The following is an 18,873-nucleotide window of genomic DNA, read 5'->3' as shown; positions in this document are numbered from 1 at the left end:
TCTTATCCAATATATTAGCGTTTGTGAAGAAATGATCAACAGATTCATTTGGGTAATGCTGATACTTTTAGTGTCCTTAAGTAATGCTCATGCTCTGGAGGAGGGGGTCACAATCCCTCTTGTGGCAGATCATATTACTGAGGAAGGGGAGGAAGGAATTCTCCTGAGCGCCAGGGTAATAGCCACAAAAGGTACAGGTCATGTTTTTGTGGATACCAGTCCATACACGCAGGTTGATCTGCAGGGCTCTGCAAGGCTTGCGGCTATGGTGGCATCTGATGTTCTTGGGGTCGATCAGAGGACGTATGATTTTTATTATATTATTGATATAAGTTCACCGATCATAGGCGGGCCGTCAGCAGGCGGGGCATTAACAGTAGCTACCATTGCTGCCATAAACAACTGGACACTGAAGCCAGATGTGGTCATGACCGGCATGATAAACCCTGATGAATCAATAGGACCGGTTGGCGGGGTTCCTTTTAAGCTTGAGGCTGCAGCAGAAAAAAACACTACACTTTTTCTGATCCCTGATGGACAGGGCACGGTTACTGTAAAAAGGTCTGTTGGCAGAACAAGGGGCCCGATTACAATATCCGAGCAAAAGGAAGAAACAGTTAATGTAGTTGAGCTTGGAAAGAAACTAAATGTCACTGTTAAGGAAGTGAGTACGATACAGGATGCAGTTTTAGCTTTTACAGGCCATGAGATCAAAAATACACCATATAAGGGCACTATCCTTACCCCGGGTTACCTGAGCCTGCTTGAACCTCTTGCTACCAGCCTGCAGAGAGAAGCAAAAGATATGTACGAAGTAACTTCCTCTCTCGTGCAAAACAGTCAATCCATGAAGCAGGCCAAGGATATACTGGACCGGGCAGATGGTATGTACAGTGATAAGAAATATTATGCAGCGACCTCTCTATACTTTAACTCAATATACTACATGCGATATGTTCAGTGGAATGATGGATACGGTAAAGCATCAGATAAAGAGCAATATCTTACAGAATTGATCGATAGAGTTGAAAAACAGATACAGCGTTCAGAGAACGACCTTGATGATTTTAAATTATATGGTATAAATGACATTGGGGCTGTTGGAGCAGCCGAATCCAGAATTACATCTGCAATAGCAAAACTGGATGAGGCAAAAAAACTCAGTGATACTGATGGAAAGATCTCATCACTTGCTTTTGCAAATGAGAGGGCACGTACTGCGCAGTGGTGGTTGACGCTCTCTGTGCCCGATGGAAGGATCGTACCTGAGGATATATTAAAGGATCGCGCGGGATGGTATTTAAGCCAGGCACAATCAATCAATACCTACACACAGACGCTGCTTCTGGAGAGCGGGGCACATCCAGGCATTATAGGTGATACAGATGAAGACATAGACCACGCCAAGAAAGAGATGATGCGCGGATACTATGCAGGTGCGATATTTGATTCTCTTCAGGCTACAGTGAGATCCAGTACCACAATAGGATTACTCGGCCAGACCGATACCTCTAAAAAAATAGAGCAAAGTGCCATCTCAGCAGAGACAGCAATAAACGATGCGAGAATGGCAGGCATTGAGCCAACGCTTGCGGTGAGTGCATATGAGTATGCTGACACACTGACTGATGCCTACAGCAAGATCTCCCAGTACTCTTATGCAAAAATGGTTGCAAAGACCATGATAGTAATTAATTCTCATTCAGTAGCCACCGATACAACGCCAGTAAAGCCTGCACTTACGCCGTTCATATCAGAGACGCAGATGCCCACTCCAGATGTAACTCCAACTGAAAAGAAGCCAGGAACAAAAATAAGAGTGCCGGCGTTTGAAGCTGCCGTGGCACTGATAGTTATATTATTTGCAAGACGCTTGATTAAGAATTAGATAAGTATGGTTCACAGGGTCTATTTTTCAGTATGTGGTGAGGGCTACGGGCATTCAAGCAGGGATATGGCCATAGCGAATGAACTCACAAGGGCCGGAGCTCTGGTTCTTATGGGAAGCTATGGATATGTGTTAGACCGCTTAAATAAGAGTTTCAATGTTATTGAAGTCGAGCGGGAATTCGAGATGGTGGGAAATCATGGATCTTTTGATCTGAGGGCAACCATATCCAGGAGTAAGAATACTGCGTTTCATATCTCAAGAATTATCCAGGATGAGAAAAAAGCTATGGAGGACTTTAATGCCACATGTGTGGTGGCAGATGGCAGGAGTGCGGCTGTTTTTGCAGCGTTCAAATTAGGGATACCCTGCGTTATTATTACAAATCAGACAAGCATTGCGCCTTTTTTCAATGAATGTACTTTTTTTTTACGTCTTATAGGAAAGCCTGTTGAATTTACGCTCAAGACTATGACTGCACTTGCAGAAGAGGTCCTGATCCCTGATTTCCCTCCTCCCCATACTGTATGTCTTAACACATTAAGTAGAAGCCATCACACCATGAAAAAGCAGCGCTTTATAGGGCCTGCCATATCTGTGAATAATGAGAATGAGCGCCTGAACGCCCCTTATGATATAAAACGTCCCTTTATCCTGACCCTTCTTGGCGGTCATTCCTTCAGGCTTCCGATCTTTGAGGGGATATTGAAGATCGCGGATAGATTTGTGGATCTCAATTTTGTGATCTTCACAGGGTTCAGGAGTGATAAGATCCCTGGAAATGTCAGGGTACTTGAATTTGCCGAGGATATCTCCCCGTATATGCGGGCTGCTGAGCTTATAATAACGCAGGCAGGGCACAGTACTGCCATGGAGATACTGACGCTTGGGAAACCCGCGCTTATTATTCCAGATAAAGGGCAGATCGAGCAGGAAAGCAATGCCGCACGTATGAGAGAACTCGGGATCTGCGAGACCCTTGATTATGCATCCCTTGAGCCTGAACACCTTTTTGAAAAAATTCATACCCTGTTAAGCGATGTGAGATTCAGGGAAAAAGCGGAGCGATATTCTGAAATGGCAAAAAAGATGAAAGGACCTAAAAAAGCAGCAGATATTATCCTTGAGCTATCTGACAGGATACTATGCTATTAGAGAGATTGTAGCAATGAATTTCCTAATATATATTGAATCCATAGATAAATCGGTTTTTCTGAATATTAATCAGAATATCATAAATCCATTTTTTGATATCTTTTTTCCAAGCTTAAGAGAACTCACATATGTTTTCTGGATTCTTCTGATCATTTATTTTTTTATCAGGAAAGAAAGGAAACTGGCATTACTGATGGTAATCGGGATTAGCGCAGGAGCAGCTTTTATCTATCCTGTAAAATATTTCATCGACAGGGCAAGACCATATGATCAAATAGAGTCCACAAGGTTACTGACATCGCCTGAATCTGATCCATCCTTTCCATCAGGGCATGCTGAACTAAGTTTCCTTACTTCTACGGTTGTATCGAAATTCCATCCTGAATATAGCAAATATCTTTACACTTTCTCATCGCTGATAGCTTTGAGCAGAGTGTATGTCGGGGTGCATTTCCCTATGGATATAGTGGGCGGTGTAATCATCGGAATAATTATCGGAAGACTGATACTTGTGCTGGAGCAGAGGAAAGGATATATCTGGAAGGAAAAGATTTAACTAATTATGCTCGCATATTGAGAGGGATCTGCATAAAATAAGGTTAGCATGAGAAATAAGATCATTATTGAGGAAAGAGCACAGTGGTTAATTGAAATGACCTCGGGTTTTTGTGATAAATACCTGGATGAGGACTATAAGCAGTTGTGCGAGAAACTTATTCAAAAGATGGCGCACAAGCGGAATGTACCGTTCCTTTCAGGAAGAATAGAAATCTGGGCAGCCTCAGTTATCTATGCACTTGGCAGTATCAACTTCCTCTTTGACCGAAGTTTCGAACCATATGCAAGTGGCGACGATATCTGTAATTACTTTGGAACATCTAAAAGCACTACATCACAGAAAGCCAAAGCCATAAAAGATATGTTCAAAATGCACCGTTTCGAGGAGGAATTTTCTACAGCTTATATGAAGGAAAGGAATCCATTCTCTAAAATGGTGATGGTTAATGGGTTAATTGCGCCTATAGACTGCCTGCCGCCTGAAATCCAGAAGATTTTAAAAGAGAAATAAACCAAAAGCATTTCCCGCCGTCAGGCGGCGCCTCCCGGGGTCTGGGGCGCGAGCCCCAGCGCATGAAACTATCACAAGAAATAATTTATTATCCTCTGAAATTACCCCCGCTTACAGCAGGGAGTATTGATATCTCATCCGTGCCTTTTACCGGGCTATCAAGACCGCTCAGGTGCCTTATATCCTCGCCGTTCACATACAGATTGACAAAACGCCTTATTTCGCCTTTATCAAGTATACGGCGCTCAAAATCAGCGCCATACTGTTCAACCAGTTTATCCAGTACGACCTTTACTGTCGTATCTCCAAGCTCAAGAACCGTTTCGCGTGTATGGGTTACATTGCTCAATGCAGATGAGAATCTTATTTTTACCATTTTTATCACCTTATATACGTGCAAGATGTACAGCCTCTTGCTGCTTATAAATATTATGTTCGGGCGCAAGGAGATGCTCAAACTCACTCAGCGCGGGTTTAATCACTGGCGGGCGCTGCAGGGACTTAAGAAGCGTGTCCTGTGCTTTAAGGCCGTTTCCTGTAACATAGACCACGACCCGTTCATCACTCTGGATATGGCCGCTTTCAACCAGCTTCTTTAAGCCTGCTACTGTTGTGCCGCCTGCTGGTTCAGTGAATATGCCTTCTGTACGGGCAAGAAGATGTATGGCCTCTATAATCTCATTATCTGTGGGTGAGGCCGCATAACCGCCTGAATCAAGAATGGCACATTTTGCATAATACCCATCAGCAGGGTTGCCTATTGCAAGGCTGTGCGCCACGGTCTCAAAATTCCTTACCGGCACCACATCGCAATTGTTCTGGACCGCGCTTGATATGGGTGAGCAGTTAAGGGGCTGCGAGCCTGATAATCGTATATCTGAGCTGTCAACTAACCCGACCCGTTCAAGCTCTTTATACCCGCGCGAGATTGCACAGAGAAGAGCACCGCTTGCCAGAGGGGCGACGATGTGGTCGGGAACCTGCCAGTTCAATTGCTCAGCCGTTTCGTACGCCAGCGTTTTTGAGCCTTCTGTATAGTAGGGGCGGATATTGATATTCACAAAAGCCCAGTCAGGATGTGAATCAGCTACTTCGCTTGCAAGTCTGTTGGCATCATCATATGTTCCTTCCACTGCTATCACATTTGGGCCGTAGATGAGCATCTGGACGATCTTGCCCATCTCTATTGTTCCAGGTATGAAGATGTATGCAGGCAATCCAGCCTTCGCGGCATGGGCGGCCACGGCTGCTGCAAGGTTGCCTGTACTTGCGCATCCCACTGCCCTGACATCGAATTCGATCGCTTTTGAGATGGCTACTGAGGTAACCCTGTCTTTAAATGAATTGGTCGGGTTCACGGATTCATCCAGTATATAAAGTTCATCCAGTCCCAGTACTGCACCAAGGCGCTTTGCATGATGAAGCTTATTGAAACCAGCGCCAAGATCAACCCGCCTCTCTGACTCAAGCGGCAGAAGGTCGGCATATCTCCATATTGATTTTGGTCCAGATGCGATTTTTTCTTTGTTAATATTATCTGAGATATAATCCCAGTCGTAATTGACCTCAAGAGGTCCAAAGCACTCATAACATGTATTCTGAATAACGGCAGGATATTCAGCACCACATTCCCTGCATTTCAGCCCGATAACATGACTCATTAAACGTCACCAAATCATAATACAACATTACCCTATATAATATTTACCATACAAAGAGATAACTGGGAGTAATAAAACGTACCGGTGAACTGAGAAAGTGACTTATTTAAATCTCCAATACAAATAAGCACTTAATGCTTCGTGTAACTTTTCTTGGGACAGGCGGTACCCTCCCCACGCCAAACCGCAACCCATCTGCAATATTGATCAACAGGGAGGGAGAACTGATGCTGTTTGACTGCGGCGAAGGTACGCAGCAGCAGATGATGCGCGCAAAGACTGGCATGAAGCTAACATCGATTTACATCACGCACTTTCACGCGGATCATTTTCTTGGCATACCAGGGCTTATACAGACGATGTCATTTAACGGCAGGACCGAGCCACTGGATATATACGGCCCAAGATGGGCAAAACAGCTTGTTCGGCTCCTTATCGAGCTTGGTTACTACAGGCTCGGGTTCCATATAGAGGCGCATGAGCTAAAGGATGGGGATATTATTGATAAAGGGCCTTATTTCATCAAGGCGGTCGCCACAGATCACGGTGTTCCCAGCCTTGGCTATGCTCTCGAAGAAAAAAGGCGTATCGGCAGGTTTAACAGGAAGAGAGCTACCGAACTCGGAGTTCCTGTTGGACCTATGTTCTCAAAGCTTCAGAGAGGTGAGCCTGTTGTAATAAACGGCAGGACAATACTGCCCTCGGAAGTGATCGGAGAGAGCAGACCAGGACGGAAGCTCGTTTACAGCGGAGATACCCGGCCGTGTGAATCTATTGAAAAAGCAAGCACTGGAGCAGATCTACTCATTCATGATGGAACGATGACCGGTGAGCTCAAAGACTGGGCACTGCAGACAAAGCACTCAACAGCAGGAGAAGCGGCAGATCTTGCAAAAAAAGCAGGAGTAAAACAACTTGTACTGACACATATAAGCTCAAGGTACTCAGAAAGTACAGAGCCGCTGCTACATGAGGCGAAGGACATATTTGAGAATGTAAGAATCGCACAAGAGTTTACTGAGATAGAGATACCGCTTTCGGATCAGTAAAAGCCATTAAGAGAAAGGCAATTCAAAACTCCTGAATCGCAATAGCATAATTTCAGGCTTGCGACAGAGCTTTCATAACTTCCTCTACGATCATGTCAACCTGCACTTTTTACTCAGACGCTCCAGGACTTCTTTAATCGTTTCAATTGCCAGTTCAAATTGTAGCCTTGGCTCAAAGAATTCCCAGAAAATATTTTTATATGATTCGTGGCCTGTAAACATGTTCCACTGGATCTCATCCAGATGTTGATGCCCTTTTCGCTCATATTTTTTTGCTAAGTCCATATGCGCTATTGATAATACTTCATGAGAGGCAATTATGTTGTTTAGCCTGAATAGCATCCTGCCGTAAATATTTTCGGTAATGAACATTTTCTTGCATAAAGGATAGTAATCTCTCTCAAAAGCTTCTTTAGAAATTCCAGATTCAAATACTGCTTTAACAGCAATCTGCACAGAGTTAAAAGCAGACTCCAATCCATTCTTGTAATACCTTGAGTACCCTGCATCTCCGATTATGAGCAGGCGATCTGCAAAAGGATTTTTTGCATTAGTAACAGGAATCTGTGTACAGCACTGACAGCAGATTTTTGGGTTTTCAGGTAGTATCTTTGTAATTAGTGGACTGGATAAAAAATCGCGAAGGTTCCTTGGTTTAACATTCTTACCAACTATACCAATTGTCAAAAACCGCTTCTTGGGAATCATTATTCCATAATCAATACCTGGGGTTCCGAAAGAGTATATGTGGATCGTGTTTTGAATAAATTCCTCTATATGCTTTTCTCCGCAATCGATTTCCATGAGGCATGCCATTGCGGTTTCAGGAGGCTGATAACCAATCTCCTTGAATTTCTTAATTATCGGGCTTCTTACTCCAAACGCCCCTATCAGCAGATCTACTTTATGACAACCCTGATCATATTTTACTGTAATTTTATCCTCTTTATTCTTCGGAAAAATTACATCTCTCACTGAGCTCTGTACTACTATTGCCCCAGAATTTTTCGCATGCTCCAGTAAAAAGCCGTCAAAACCTCCATTTAGAGGTGAGCAAAAAGGCCCATTTCCACGAAATACCGTTATAATATCATCCAACTTTGTTTTCTTTTCCACGTATAAATTGCCACCTTTTGAAATAAAATAATAGCCATCAATGATCTGCATGATCAGTTCTTTAGGCAGTACTATACCATGTTGTTTCAGCTTTCTATTGAGCCGTTCGTTGATGACACCAACGCAGCCCTTACACCCCTTTGGGCCAGCTTCTGAGAACAATTTGCTGGTGTAGATGGTTACATTAACGTCAATTCCATATTTACGGGCATATTCAATGGCAAATTTAGCAAACAGACTTCCAGCAGGTCCTCCACCTATAATTGCAATCTCAGAGCCGTTAGTGATTAAAAGCTCTTTTTTGTGTCTTGACATGTTTAATAACTTCCTGAAACAGGAATGTCTGAATTTTATTAAGGCTTCTCATGGTTACGGGTAAACCGAGCAGTTCATGAAATGCAATTGGTATGAGTTCCTCTGCGCTGGAATCTTTAGATATTTTAATCTCCAAAATTATTCCTCCTATCATAACGTTTAATAATGATGATATACATATATTTATATATTCCCTTATATAGCAATTTATCTACAAGTATTCAGACTTTCCTTTTCCCAGGGCCTCCGCCCTCTTCTTGATGCCGAGCATCATCTTCCGCATCATGATGAAGTCTAGCTTTTCAAGCACAAGCCATGGCCAGATCTCGGATGGCTGCGCCCTGATGGTGATTGCACGGGTTACCACAAGCAGGGGGCGTTTCACCACATCATCGCCCGGCATTGTACTGTTGACCTCCTCTTGGGTCGCGCCCCACTTAAGATGCCATGGCCGTATAAAGATCAGATATGCTGCTGACACGGCGAATATCATGCCTGCGATCAGATGCCACATTTTCTCAATCCTCCTTATTCAAGGATTTGTTCGGAATTTCTTTTTATAGGTTTTAAAGATACTCCCTCCAGAAAATTTATCAAATCCTGTCTTGTAGGATGTCTTCTTTCTGAATCTGAAATGTAATAAGCTGCAACTGCATTCGCAAGCAAGAGCCTCAAGTCATCAGGTAATCCAATAGCTTCACCAAATATATCACCAGCATTCCATGCATCGCCTGCTCCTGTTAATCTTTTTGGTTGTACACTGAATGTTGGTATCTTTTCTATCTCTCTATCTTTATAGAAAGTTCTTACATAATCTTCTGTATGTAAATCTACTCTCGCCATCTTCCTGAGATAATTTATCGCCCTGCTTAGATTATCTTTCTTCCCATATCTTTTAACTTCATCCTCATTTACACTGAGTATATCAACCAGTCCTTCTGATAGTATCTTTCTAACCATCCTCTCTATCTCTTCTTTTACACTTCCCTCTTTAGGAGATGGATCTCCAGGGTCAAAAAAAGTTTTGCCTTTTTTCTCTTCTTTGACTATACCAAAAACATGCTCTGCAAGTTCTGTGCCTCTCTTATTTAAACCCCAATCTGAGACACATACGATATCTGCTTCTCTAATCAGTTTCTTCTCTTTATCTGTTAAGCATTCTGGCCCGAATTGTGAGAGTGAGCCAGGATCACTGAGCATAACATTTGTTCCTCTGATCTCAATAGCAGTAGTGAAAGCTAACTCACCATCTTTACTTACATATGATAAATCAGCGTCTTTTCCCTCAAAAAAATATTTAAGTAATTTATACCCGATCTCATCTGTCCTTGTGATTAAATATGTGCGGACACCTAAGGACAGAAGGGCTGATGCACAATTTGCGGCTTTACCTCCTCTTAATAGTGTTTGTTTTATAACTATATTTCCCCCTCCATGATCTGCAATGCTCTCAAATTTTTGAATAAATGATTTATAATCATCTTCATATTGAACAAAGCTATCTATACAGAAATGCGGCATGACAACAATTTTAAATTCTTTTGGGGCATTCTTAGCAAGTTTCTCTATAAGCTCTTCTTTTATCACTCTCATATTAGAATCACCCTCATTAGCTTCAATAAGCCTTACTTAATGATTTTGGTAATGAAAATTTAAATACATCAAAAATGTAAACATACTGATATGGGAATTATCACCAATTTCAATAACTGCATAAGCAGGTTAAGGGGGTATAATCTATACATAAACGTAACATAAGCGAAACCGCAACACTGGGTGGAGGATGCTTCTGGTGCCTGGAGGCCATATTCAACGAATTGCGCGGTGTAGAGAAAGTTGTGTCTGGCTACTCAGGCGGCAGTGTGCCCAACCCATCATATCAGGAGGTCTGTACAGGCACCACAGGCCATGCTGAGGTGGTACAGATCACGTTTGATCCTCAAATCATATCGTTCAGAGAGCTCCTGGAGGTCTTCTTTACGATCCATGACCCGACAACGTTAAACCGTCAGGGCCCTGATGTTGGTACACAGTATCGTTCAGTAATCTTCTATCATACACAGGAACAGAAAGCTGTTGCTCAAGAGGTGATAGCCAGGCTTGAGGAGGCAAAGATCTGGGATGCACCTATTGTAACTGAGGTTACACCGCTCACAGCGTTCTACACGGCAGAGGAGTATCACAGAGAGTACTTCGAACGCAACCCTGAGCAGCCGTACTGTCGTATAGTGATCGCGCCAAAGGTAGTCAAGTTTAGAAAGCAATTCCTGGCAAAGCTCAAATCACGACCGCAACAGCAGAACAATTATATCCTTTGACTTAACTAACTTATAAATTGGAGGTGGGGTTATGAAAATAGGTTACCATGCATCTCATGAACAATTCAAACCAGGTGTTTTACTGGAGCTTGCCAGAGCTGCTGAAGCCGCAGGGTTTAATGCAGCGATGTGCTCTGATCATTTTTACCCGTGGAGTGAAAGCCAGGGGGAGAGCGGATTCGCATGGTCATGGCTTGGGGCCGCACTGCAGGCGACCTCTCTGCCCTTCGGAGTGGTCACAGCGCCCGGGCAGAGGTACAATCCTGCAATATTAGCCCAGGCATCAGCCACACTCTTAGAGATGTTCCCTGGCCGTTTCTGGCCTGGATTAGGGAGCGGCGAGCTGCTTAACGAGGCGATCACAGGCGACTGCTGGCCACCTGCATCGGAAAGGAACAAAAGATTACGTGAATCGGCGCAGATCATGCGTGCCCTGTGGGCCGGGGAAAAAGTGACGCACTATGGGCGTGTCGTTGTTGAGGAGGCGAAGCTATACACACGCCCGTCGAATCCACCGCTCCTGATAGGTGCTGCCATATCTCCCGAAACAGCACAGTGGTTGGGGGAATGGGCGGACGGGTTGATAACCATATCCAGGCCAGAGGATGAACTGAAAGAGGTGGTCGAGGCTTTTCACAGTGGCGGAGGTGAGGGGAAGCCGATGTATCTCAAGGTGCAGGTCTCCTATGCCCGTACGGATGAGGAAGCACTGCAGGGAGCATGGGAACAGTGGCGGACTGCCATCCTGGGTAGTTCTGTACTGGCAGACCTTCGCTTCCCTGAGCAATTAGAAGCGGCTGCAAAATACATCAAACCTGAGGATATGTATGATCACGTGCGTATCTCCAGTGACACAGATAAGCATATCGAATGGCTTCGTGACGATATCCGGCTGGGCTTCGAGCATATCTACCTTCACAATGTGAACCGGGGCCAGCAGCTTTTCATTAAGGATTTTGGCGAGCGCGTTCTTCCTGCCCTGGCTGAATTTATGGGGGAATGATGAACGAACTTGAGATCACAGACTTTTTCAGTAAGATTGCAGACCATGTACACGACGTATGGAGAATGCCTGATTACGGTATATGGGAGGTCAGAAGTGAACCACGCCATTTCACCTATTCTAAGGTCATGGCATGGGTTGCGCTTGACCGGGCAGTTCACATCTCAGAACAATATGACCTCCCTGGAGATGTAAAAAAATGGAGCAAAACCAGGGACATAATTCACGAGCAGGTGCTTCTGCATGGTTATAATGTGGAAGTGGGAGCTTTCGTGCGATCATTTGACTCAAAAGAACTGGATGCAGCCAACCTGCGAATCCCGCTGCTTGAGTTCCTTCCCTTTAGTGATCCACGGGTTCAGGGGACTATCGATAATACCATTGAGCAGCTCACGGAAAAAGGATTGGTTTACCGCTACCGCAACGAGGATGGACTGCATGGTGAAGAAGGTGCGTTCGGGCTGTGCACCTTCTGGCTGGTCGATGTTCTGGCCCTATCAAATCGACTTGATGAGGCCAGGGAGATTTTCAGGAATATAGTCAGCCGCGCAAATCATGTCGGGCTGTTCTCAGAGCAGTTTGACACCGATACAGGTGAACTCCTGGGGAATTTTCCCCAGGCTTTCACACATATAGGGCTGATAAACAGCGTCCTCTATCTGGCTTATGCCGGGGGAAGAAGGCTTCCCGAACGTGCGCCGATCGGCACACCCGCCCACCGTATTCATATAGGAAGGGAAGATCACTCATCGCATTTTGTCCCTCATCAATGAAGCTTAAGAAAATTATTTCTCAGCTTTTGCAACCTCATCGAGTATGTTGTTTATACATACGTCACATTCTCTTGCATGTGCAGCGATATCAGCAGACGATACTATTCCCATCAGCCTTCCGCTCTCAACAATAGGAATTCTTCTGCACTTATTTTCCCCTATCATCCGTGAAACATCCTCCAGTTGCATATCAGGGCTGGCTGTAACAGGGTCTCTGGTCATGAATTCGCTCACCTTAGTTCTGGCTGGATCTTTTCCTGCGGCTACTACTTTTGTAGCGATCTGCCTGTCGATCACTATACCCTCAAGATGATCCCTGTCTGCAACAAGAACGGTTCCTACTTTCTCTTCTTGCATCTTTCTAGCTACATCCATTGCCGAAGCTTCAGGGTCTACTGTAATCGGATTTTTTGTCATTATTTCACTAACTTTCATAAAACCACTCCTTACTGAGAAATTGGGTTGATCGAGCAAATAGCTTTTGGTTGAGGTTACTCTGGATAATTTTATCAATCCTCCGCAAGACCAAAATACTAAAGCGACAATTATAAACTGATGATATCCATCGGCGTAATTACAAGAGGAAAATACGGCCGCCGCCTGATCGAGAATATTAAAATCAAAAGCAATTCGGATCTCAGAATATCTTCAGCAGAAATCCCCGAGCTGCTTCCGGATTTTATTGATGATCCACGGGACTTCGTAAGAGCCTTGAACCTTGATAAAAGCGTACTCTCAAGTGATCTCATCATAGTGTATATCCTGCATCCTGATCTAACACCAGAGATCATACGCATCGCAGGAGAATGCGGTGCCAGTGCTGTGATTATAGCAGGCGGTATGTCAGGAGCAGGGGGACACTCTGAGCTGCTCGATCTATCGAACAGATATAACATGAAGATCGAAGTACATGAGATATGCTGCGATCTTGAGAGATGCGGCAATAACACCGTTGATGAGTTTGCTTCATGTTTTGGAAGGCCAGAGGTCAGGATAACTACAAAAGGCGATATCATATCGAATGTTGAAGTAATTCGTGGCGCACCATGCGGGAGCACATGGCATATGGCAGAGGCTCTTGCTGGAACAGGCATAAAGGATGCGCCCGCAAGAGCAGGACTTCTTGTGCAGCAGTACCCGTGCAGGGCTCATCGGGGCACAAGAGGTGGAATACATAGGGCAGCGGAGCTGCATAAGAAAGCATTAGAAACTGCACTGGAGGGGATTAAAGATGGAACAATCGGTATATGAGCAGGCACTCAGGTTCCATGAGTTGCACAAGGGGAAGATAGAGGTAAGAAGCAAGATCAGGATAAGGACAAAAGAAGAACTGAGCCTTGCCTATACACCCGGCGTTGCAGGGCCGTGCCTGAGGATACACTCAAACAGGGATGATGCCTACCGCTATACCCTGAAAGGAAATCTGGTGGCTGTGGTAAGTGACGGCACATCAGTACTTGAACTGGACGATATCGGCCCTTTAGCAGCCATGCCTGTTATGGAAGGGAAAGCGATGCTTTTCAAGATCCTCGCAGGCGTTGATGCATTTCCCCTGTGCCTTGATACGAAGGATGTTGATGAGATCATAAATACAGTAAAGAACATAGCGCCCTCTTTTGGAGGTATCAATCTTGAGGATATAGCTGCTCCACGGTGCTTTGAGATCGAGGCACGCCTGAAAAGATTACTTGATATTCCAGTATTTCATGATGACCAGCATGGGACAGCGGCAGTAATTCTTGCCGGGTCGATCAATGCCTTAAAAATAGTTGGAAAAAAACTCAATGAAATAAAAATCGTTATCAGCGGGGCAGGGGCAGCAGCAACTGCAACTGCCAGGCTGCTGGTAAGCAGGGGGGTCAGGAATATTCTTGTATGCGACTCAAAAGGCATTATTTATAGAGGTAGAAGTGGCTTGAACCCCTATAAAAAAGAGCTTGCAGAGATCACGAATAAGGATAATGAGCATGGAGCACTTTCTGATGCTATGAGAGGGGCGGATGTTTTTATCGGTCTGTCTGTAGGCGGAATAGTTTCTGAGGGCATGGTGCATTCCATGGCAGATAATGCTATTGTTTTCCCGCTTGCAAACCCTGAGCCTGAGATCGCACCTGATAAGGCAGAAAGGGCAGGTGCGCGCATTGTAGCCACAGGACGTTCGGATTGCAAAAACCAGATCAACAATGCCCTTGGTTTTCCAGGGATATTCAGGGGCGTCCTGGATGTTAGGGCCAGGGATATAAACGAGGAGATGAAACTGGCTGCGGCAGATGCGCTGGCATCCCTTGTCGATCACGTCGGGCTGGCAGGGGATACGATCATACCGAGCATTTTTGATCCCAGGGTTGCCCCATCTGTGGCATCTGCCGTGGCGAAGGCTGCTATGGATAGCGGTGCAGCCAGGCTTCACGTTGATCCAGAGCAGGTTGCAGAACACACAAGAGAGCTTGTCAGATCACAATGAAGCTAATAGATTTTCTGATAATACTAAGCGTGGTTCTCAGTTTATATGCATGGGGTACGCCAGGTAACCTTGCTTTCAGTAAGGCTGCCCTTTTACGTGGAGATTATGATACCCTGGTAACAGGTATTTTCGTACATGCAAATTTTGTTCATCTTATTGGCAATATGCTCTTCCTGTACATATTCGGCCGCATCCTTGAGGAAAAGGTAGGTGCACTGCGTACAGCCACGGTATTCTTTACAGGCGGCGTACTTTCGTTTATCCTGAGCATACCCTTCTATCCTAATGTCAAAATGGTCGGTGCATCTGCTGCCATATTTGCCATTATGGCAGTTGTTCTGCTCGTTCGGCGCCCTGGTTATTCATTTCTGTTCCTCTCACCAATCGGGCCACTGGCTCTCCTGTTTTTTGTATTTAATATAATCGCGATCCAGAACGGAGATATGGGGAATGTCGCCTATGTATCCCATGTAATCGGGTTTATTATCGGGGTGTTCTTTGGAGCAAGGTGGAACAATAAATGGAAGGAGAGCCTGATGTACACTGTTTTGCTGCTTGCTGCGTATATTGCGCTATTCCATTCCTTGAGAGCATTGTTTAATCTATGATTAAATCAATCCATAATCTGGTTACCCCTATTCTATGTCACTATCCGAAATAATAATCCAGAAGATCCAGAAGAACGGCCCGATCTCCTTTCGTGATTTTATGGAAATAGCCCTGTATTACCCGGGGCTTGGATACTATACTTCAGAGGGAGATAAGATCGGGAAAAGAGGGGATTACTATACGAGTCCAGATATAACTCCTGTCTTCGGTGAAATGATCGGCAGGCAGCTTGAGGAGATGCGGCAGATCCTGGGTGAAAAAAGGTTCACGGTTGTGGAGATGGGAGCAGGCACAGGTTTGCTCTCTCAGGATATCCTCACCTATCTTAAAAGAAATAAAGAGTTATATGATAACCTTGATTACTGTATTATCGAGAAAAGCCCTGCAATGCGTAAAGAGCAGAGTAAGCTTCTGGGTGAAGAAGAAAAAATAAGCTGGTACGATTCTATCAAAGAGCTTTGCGGAATGACAGGCTGCGTGTTCTCCAATGAGCTGGTTGATGCATTCCCTGTCCACCAGGTTGTAATGAAAGAGGAACTCATGGAGGTTTTTATTGATTACAGCAGTAAGGAGGGTTTTTTTGAGGTACTGAGATCCGCATCAGGTAAGTTAGAAGATTACCTCGCCGATCTTGGAGTTGTTCTGCCTCCTGAATACAGGACAGAGATCAACCTTGATGCAATAGAATGGATCCAGGATATCGGCTCTTGCCTCAAAAGAGGATTTGTCATTACTATAGATTACGGCTACCCCTCTTCTGAGCTTTACCAGGATTACAGGAACAGAGGGACGCTTATGTGCTATTATAAGCATATCGCAACTGATAATCCCTACGAGCGCATCGGAGAGCAGGATATCACATCCCATGTAAACTTCTCTGCACTGGCCATGTGGGGCAGGAAAAAAGGATTAGAACCATGTGGTTTTACGGATCAGGCGCATTTCTTACTTGGACTAGGGATCGAAGACTACCTGAGAAGATTACAGGAACGTGATTATACAAAATACCTGAAGAAAATGCTTCAGATAAAAACCCTTATGATGGAGATGGGTGAGACCTTCAAAGTCCTGATACAGAAAAAAGGGGTTAAATGCACGGAACTCTCGGGTCTGAGGTTTCCGTGCCGATGGAAGATTTGAATTTAATCAGGGACTTATAAAGTCGCTCGGTTTTGGCATCTCAAGTTTAAGACCCTTTCTCTGCCGTATACCCATTACGGTTTCAGCAAGCATATTTGCAGGTATGGGCTCAAACCCGAGGAACTCGGTACTCCACATCGCCCTGCCCTCAGTGGCTGAGCGTATGTCGCCTGCAAACCCGAACAACTGTGCAACAGGTGCCTTTGCCTCTATGATTGTCGTGTCACCCTCTGTTTTCATGTCAAGTATAGCGCCGCGCCTTCCCTGGATCTCACGCATTGCGCCCCCCATCTGCTCCTGGGGCACATGGATAAATACCTTCTGGAAAGGCTCAAGAAGCGTTGCTCCTGCCATGAGCATAGCAGCCTGGATAGCCTGTCTTGATGCGGGGATGACCTGTGCTGGCCCCCTGTGGATTGAGTCTTCATGAAGCTTGGCATCCATCAATTTTACCTTCAAGCCCATGACAGGTTCCCTTGATAGCGGCCCTCCCTTAATGACCTCTTCAAAGCCCTCAAGTACTAACTCCATTGTCTCATTCAGGTACTGGATACCCTTTGTCATATCTATGAATATATTATTCTCAGAGATATGGGTAATTCCTTTAGCCTCTTCCTTGCTCATACCAGCCTTCATAAGAATATCCCTGCGCTCTACCTCCTGCTGCTTCATAGAGATCTCACCATTTCTTACGAGTTCAAATATGGCCGGCTGTAGTGGCTCGATCTCGATATAGAACCTGTTATGACGGTTGGGTGATTTCCCTTCCACAGGCCCGGCATGGGCCGAAACGGTCTCCCTGTAAACAACAAGCGGTTTTGATGTAGTGATCTCTACATGTTTATCACGCTGGATCCTATGGGCAACGATCTCAAGATGTAGCTCACCCATTCCTGCTAAAAGATGTTCTCCTGTCTCCTGGTTGATTGTTACTTTAAGTGTCGGGTCTTCCTTTGCGACCTGCCTCAGGACCTCAACGAGCTTGGGGAGATCCTTCATATGTTTTGCTTCTACTGCCACTGTCACTACAGGTTCACTGACATGCCTGATACTCTCAAACGGCACCATGGCCTTATCCGTGGATGCGGTAGAGCCCACAATAGCATCAGCCAGACCCGTTACTGCAACGATATTCCCTGCTGTGATCCTATCGACCTCAATACGCTCAGGGCCCATGAAAAGCCCTACCTGCTGAATCCTGTTCGGGTTCGGCATTCCTGAGATATAAACCTCTTTACCCCGCTCAAGTGTGCCTGAGAAAAGCCTGCCTGTAGCCACTTCTCCTGCATGCGGATCTGTACTGATATCGGTTATCATGAGGGCTACTTTTCCGTTGGGGTCCACATTTGCCATTGATTTTCCGATCTCGCTGCCCTTGTCACCATGCCAGATAACCTTGATTCGTTCTTTCTGAGCCTGAACCGGATTTGGCAGGAATCGTATAACCATATCATTCACAACAGCATGAAGAGGACATCTCTCTGCAAGTTTCTGCTGTTGATCCTCCATGCAGTATTCGATTACTTCCTTAAAACCGATACCTGTCTTTTTCATAAAAGGAACGCTGATAGCCCAGTTGTTGAGTGCTGAACCGAAAGCTACTTTCCCCACAGCAGCATCCAGTCTTAACCCATCATAGCTATCAGGTTTCATACCTTTAATCAATTTATTGATCTTATCAATAACTGCTCCCAGGCGTATCTGCATATCCTGCGGTGTGAGCTTTAATTCCATTATAAGTCTGTCAACCTTGTTAATGAAGAGTATAGGCACTACATTCTCACGTAATGCCTGGCGCAATACGGTCTCGGTCTGCGGCATCGCCCCTTCGACAGCATCTACTACCACAACAGCGCCATCCACTGCCCTCATGGCGCGTGTAACGTCACCACCGAAATCTACGTGGCCAGGGGTATCGATAAGGTTAATAAGGTACTCCTTGCCCTCATACTCGTGCACCATTGAGACGTTGGCTGAATCAATAGTGATTCCACGTTTCTGTTCCTCTTCATCAAAGTCCATGAATAATTGCTCGCCGGCCAGTTCTTTTGAGATCATTCCTGCTCCGGCAAGTAGATTATCAGATAATGTCGTCTTACCATGGTCAATATGCGCAACTATACCTATGTTGCGGATAAATTCTGGTTTATCCATCAGTGTTGTCACACGTTCAACCATTTTCTTTCTTCTGCCCATTATAAATTACCTCTTTTATTGCAAATTTCAGCTTCTTTATTATTCTATCCTATATAAACACTTTGAAAACAGAAAAACATTGCGGGGAATGGATTAAAGGCAGCATAAAATAGCGCA

General features: G+C 44.9%; 20 protein-coding genes. 12 read left to right on the top strand and 8 right to left on the bottom strand.

What is annotated here, in order from left to right:
* Positions 1-31: 31 nt before the first annotated feature.
* The 4 genes from ANME2D_RS01490 to ANME2D_RS01475 are packed head-to-tail and all read left to right on the top strand — an operon-like array spanning position 32 to position 4,112.
* Positions 32-1,888 carry a S16 family serine protease gene (locus ANME2D_RS01490; protein WP_081810077.1) on the top strand — a complete coding sequence of 619 codons (1,857 nt, stop codon included), beginning with the start codon at positions 32-34 and terminating at the stop codon, positions 1,886-1,888.
* Positions 1,889-1,894: 6 nt separating this feature from the next.
* Positions 1,895-3,043: a UDP-N-acetylglucosamine--N-acetylmuramyl-(pentapeptide) pyrophosphoryl-undecaprenol N-acetylglucosamine transferase gene (locus ANME2D_RS01485; RefSeq protein WP_048088532.1), complete on the top strand. Its 1,149-nt coding sequence runs from the start codon at positions 1,895-1,897 to the stop codon at positions 3,041-3,043.
* A 13-nt stretch (positions 3,044-3,056) separates the two neighbouring features.
* Complete coding sequence (locus ANME2D_RS16650) at positions 3,057-3,599, top strand: phosphatase PAP2 family protein (RefSeq protein WP_052368506.1); 543 nt, start codon at positions 3,057-3,059, stop codon at positions 3,597-3,599.
* Positions 3,600-3,647: 48 nt separating this feature from the next.
* Entirely contained in the window at positions 3,648-4,112 is a 465-nt protein-coding gene (locus ANME2D_RS01475; protein WP_048088531.1) for a DUF6398 domain-containing protein, read from the top strand.
* A gap of 88 nt (positions 4,113-4,200) precedes the next feature.
* Here ANME2D_RS01475 and ANME2D_RS01470 read toward each other — a convergent pair whose 3' ends face one another.
* Both ANME2D_RS01470 and thrC read right to left on the bottom strand, forming a co-directional pair.
* The gene (locus tag ANME2D_RS01470; protein WP_048089234.1) at positions 4,201-4,488 is read right to left on the bottom strand and encodes a ubiquitin-like small modifier protein 1; all 288 of its coding nucleotides are present in this window, start codon (positions 4,486-4,488) and stop codon (positions 4,201-4,203) included.
* Between the two features lie 10 nt (positions 4,489-4,498).
* On the bottom strand, positions 4,499-5,773 hold the full coding sequence (thrC, locus tag ANME2D_RS01465; RefSeq protein ID WP_048088527.1) for a threonine synthase: 1,275 nt from the start codon (positions 5,771-5,773) through the stop codon (positions 4,499-4,501).
* 134 nt (positions 5,774-5,907) lie between these two features.
* Here thrC and ANME2D_RS01460 point away from each other — a divergent pair, with 134 nt between their 5' ends.
* Positions 5,908-6,822, top strand: coding sequence for a ribonuclease Z (locus ANME2D_RS01460; protein ID WP_048088525.1), 915 nt, complete (start codon positions 5,908-5,910; stop codon positions 6,820-6,822).
* Between the two features lie 90 nt (positions 6,823-6,912).
* On the opposite strand, the gene ANME2D_RS01455 is transcribed toward ANME2D_RS01460, so the two are convergent.
* Genes ANME2D_RS01455 through ANME2D_RS01445 form a run of 4 tightly spaced genes read right to left on the bottom strand, consistent with a single transcriptional unit; the run spans position 6,913 to position 9,846 of the window.
* Positions 6,913-8,253: a geranylgeranyl reductase family protein gene (locus tag ANME2D_RS01455; RefSeq protein ID WP_048088523.1), complete on the bottom strand. Its 1,341-nt coding sequence runs from the start codon at positions 8,251-8,253 to the stop codon at positions 6,913-6,915.
* The gene (locus ANME2D_RS17630; RefSeq protein ID WP_102044950.1) at positions 8,219-8,407 is read right to left on the bottom strand and encodes a hypothetical protein; all 189 of its coding nucleotides are present in this window, start codon (positions 8,405-8,407) and stop codon (positions 8,219-8,221) included. The genes ANME2D_RS01455 and ANME2D_RS17630 overlap by 35 nt, the downstream gene beginning before the upstream one ends.
* A 57-nt stretch (positions 8,408-8,464) precedes the next feature.
* A complete protein-coding gene (locus ANME2D_RS01450; protein WP_048088520.1) occupies positions 8,465-8,767 on the bottom strand; it encodes a hypothetical protein in 303 nt (100 codons plus the stop codon).
* Between the two features lie 14 nt (positions 8,768-8,781).
* On the bottom strand, positions 8,782-9,846 hold the full coding sequence (locus tag ANME2D_RS01445) for a carbohydrate kinase family protein (RefSeq protein WP_048088519.1): 1,065 nt from the start codon (positions 9,844-9,846) through the stop codon (positions 8,782-8,784).
* Between the two features lie 146 nt (positions 9,847-9,992).
* Here ANME2D_RS01445 and msrA point away from each other — a divergent pair, with 146 nt between their 5' ends.
* The 3 genes from msrA to ANME2D_RS01430 are packed head-to-tail and all read left to right on the top strand — an operon-like array spanning position 9,993 to position 12,347.
* Entirely contained in the window at positions 9,993-10,571 is a 579-nt protein-coding gene (gene msrA / locus ANME2D_RS01440; protein WP_198527345.1) for a peptide-methionine (S)-S-oxide reductase MsrA, read from the top strand.
* A 31-nt stretch (positions 10,572-10,602) separates the two neighbouring features.
* On the top strand, positions 10,603-11,574 hold the full coding sequence (locus ANME2D_RS01435) for a TIGR03885 family FMN-dependent LLM class oxidoreductase (protein ID WP_048088516.1): 972 nt from the start codon (positions 10,603-10,605) through the stop codon (positions 11,572-11,574).
* Positions 11,571-12,347 (top strand): glycoside hydrolase family 15 protein, encoded by a 777-nt coding sequence (locus tag ANME2D_RS01430; RefSeq protein ID WP_081810076.1) that lies wholly within the window; start codon positions 11,571-11,573, stop codon positions 12,345-12,347. The genes ANME2D_RS01435 and ANME2D_RS01430 overlap by 4 nt, the downstream gene beginning before the upstream one ends.
* 12 nt (positions 12,348-12,359) lie before the next feature.
* Here the strand turns inward: ANME2D_RS01430 and ANME2D_RS01425 are convergent, their stop codons facing one another.
* A complete protein-coding gene (locus tag ANME2D_RS01425) occupies positions 12,360-12,782 on the bottom strand; it encodes a CBS domain-containing protein (RefSeq protein ID WP_048088511.1) in 423 nt (140 codons plus the stop codon).
* Between the two features lie 120 nt (positions 12,783-12,902).
* On the opposite strand from ANME2D_RS01425, the gene ANME2D_RS01420 reads away from it, so the two are divergent.
* From ANME2D_RS01420 to ANME2D_RS01405, 4 genes are read left to right on the top strand one after another with little or no spacing between them, the layout of a single operon-like run.
* Positions 12,903-13,598, top strand: a complete 696-nt coding sequence (locus ANME2D_RS01420) for a DUF166 domain-containing protein (protein ID WP_048088509.1) — start codon at positions 12,903-12,905, stop codon at positions 13,596-13,598.
* The gene (locus ANME2D_RS01415) at positions 13,579-14,811 is read left to right on the top strand and encodes an NAD(P)-dependent malic enzyme (protein ID WP_048088507.1); all 1,233 of its coding nucleotides are present in this window, start codon (positions 13,579-13,581) and stop codon (positions 14,809-14,811) included. The genes ANME2D_RS01420 and ANME2D_RS01415 overlap by 20 nt, the downstream gene beginning before the upstream one ends.
* Positions 14,808-15,419 carry a rhomboid family intramembrane serine protease gene (locus ANME2D_RS01410; RefSeq protein WP_048088505.1) on the top strand — a complete coding sequence of 204 codons (612 nt, stop codon included), beginning with the start codon at positions 14,808-14,810 and terminating at the stop codon, positions 15,417-15,419. The genes ANME2D_RS01415 and ANME2D_RS01410 overlap by 4 nt, the downstream gene beginning before the upstream one ends.
* A gap of 34 nt (positions 15,420-15,453) precedes the next feature.
* The gene (locus ANME2D_RS01405; protein ID WP_048088504.1) at positions 15,454-16,560 is read left to right on the top strand and encodes a class I SAM-dependent methyltransferase; all 1,107 of its coding nucleotides are present in this window, start codon (positions 15,454-15,456) and stop codon (positions 16,558-16,560) included.
* 6 nt (positions 16,561-16,566) lie between these two features.
* Here ANME2D_RS01405 and ANME2D_RS01400 read toward each other — a convergent pair whose 3' ends face one another.
* Entirely contained in the window at positions 16,567-18,756 is a 2,190-nt protein-coding gene (locus ANME2D_RS01400) for an elongation factor EF-2 (protein WP_048088503.1), read from the bottom strand.
* Positions 18,757-18,873 lie beyond the last annotated feature (117 nt).

Origin of the sequence: Candidatus Methanoperedens nitratireducens (genome assembly GCF_000685155.1) — an archaeon.
Lineage (GTDB): Archaea > Halobacteriota > Methanosarcinia > Methanosarcinales > Methanoperedenaceae > Methanoperedens > Methanoperedens nitratireducens.
Note: the sequence above shows the minus strand (reverse complement) of the source record. Positions and strands in the feature narration are given on the sequence as shown.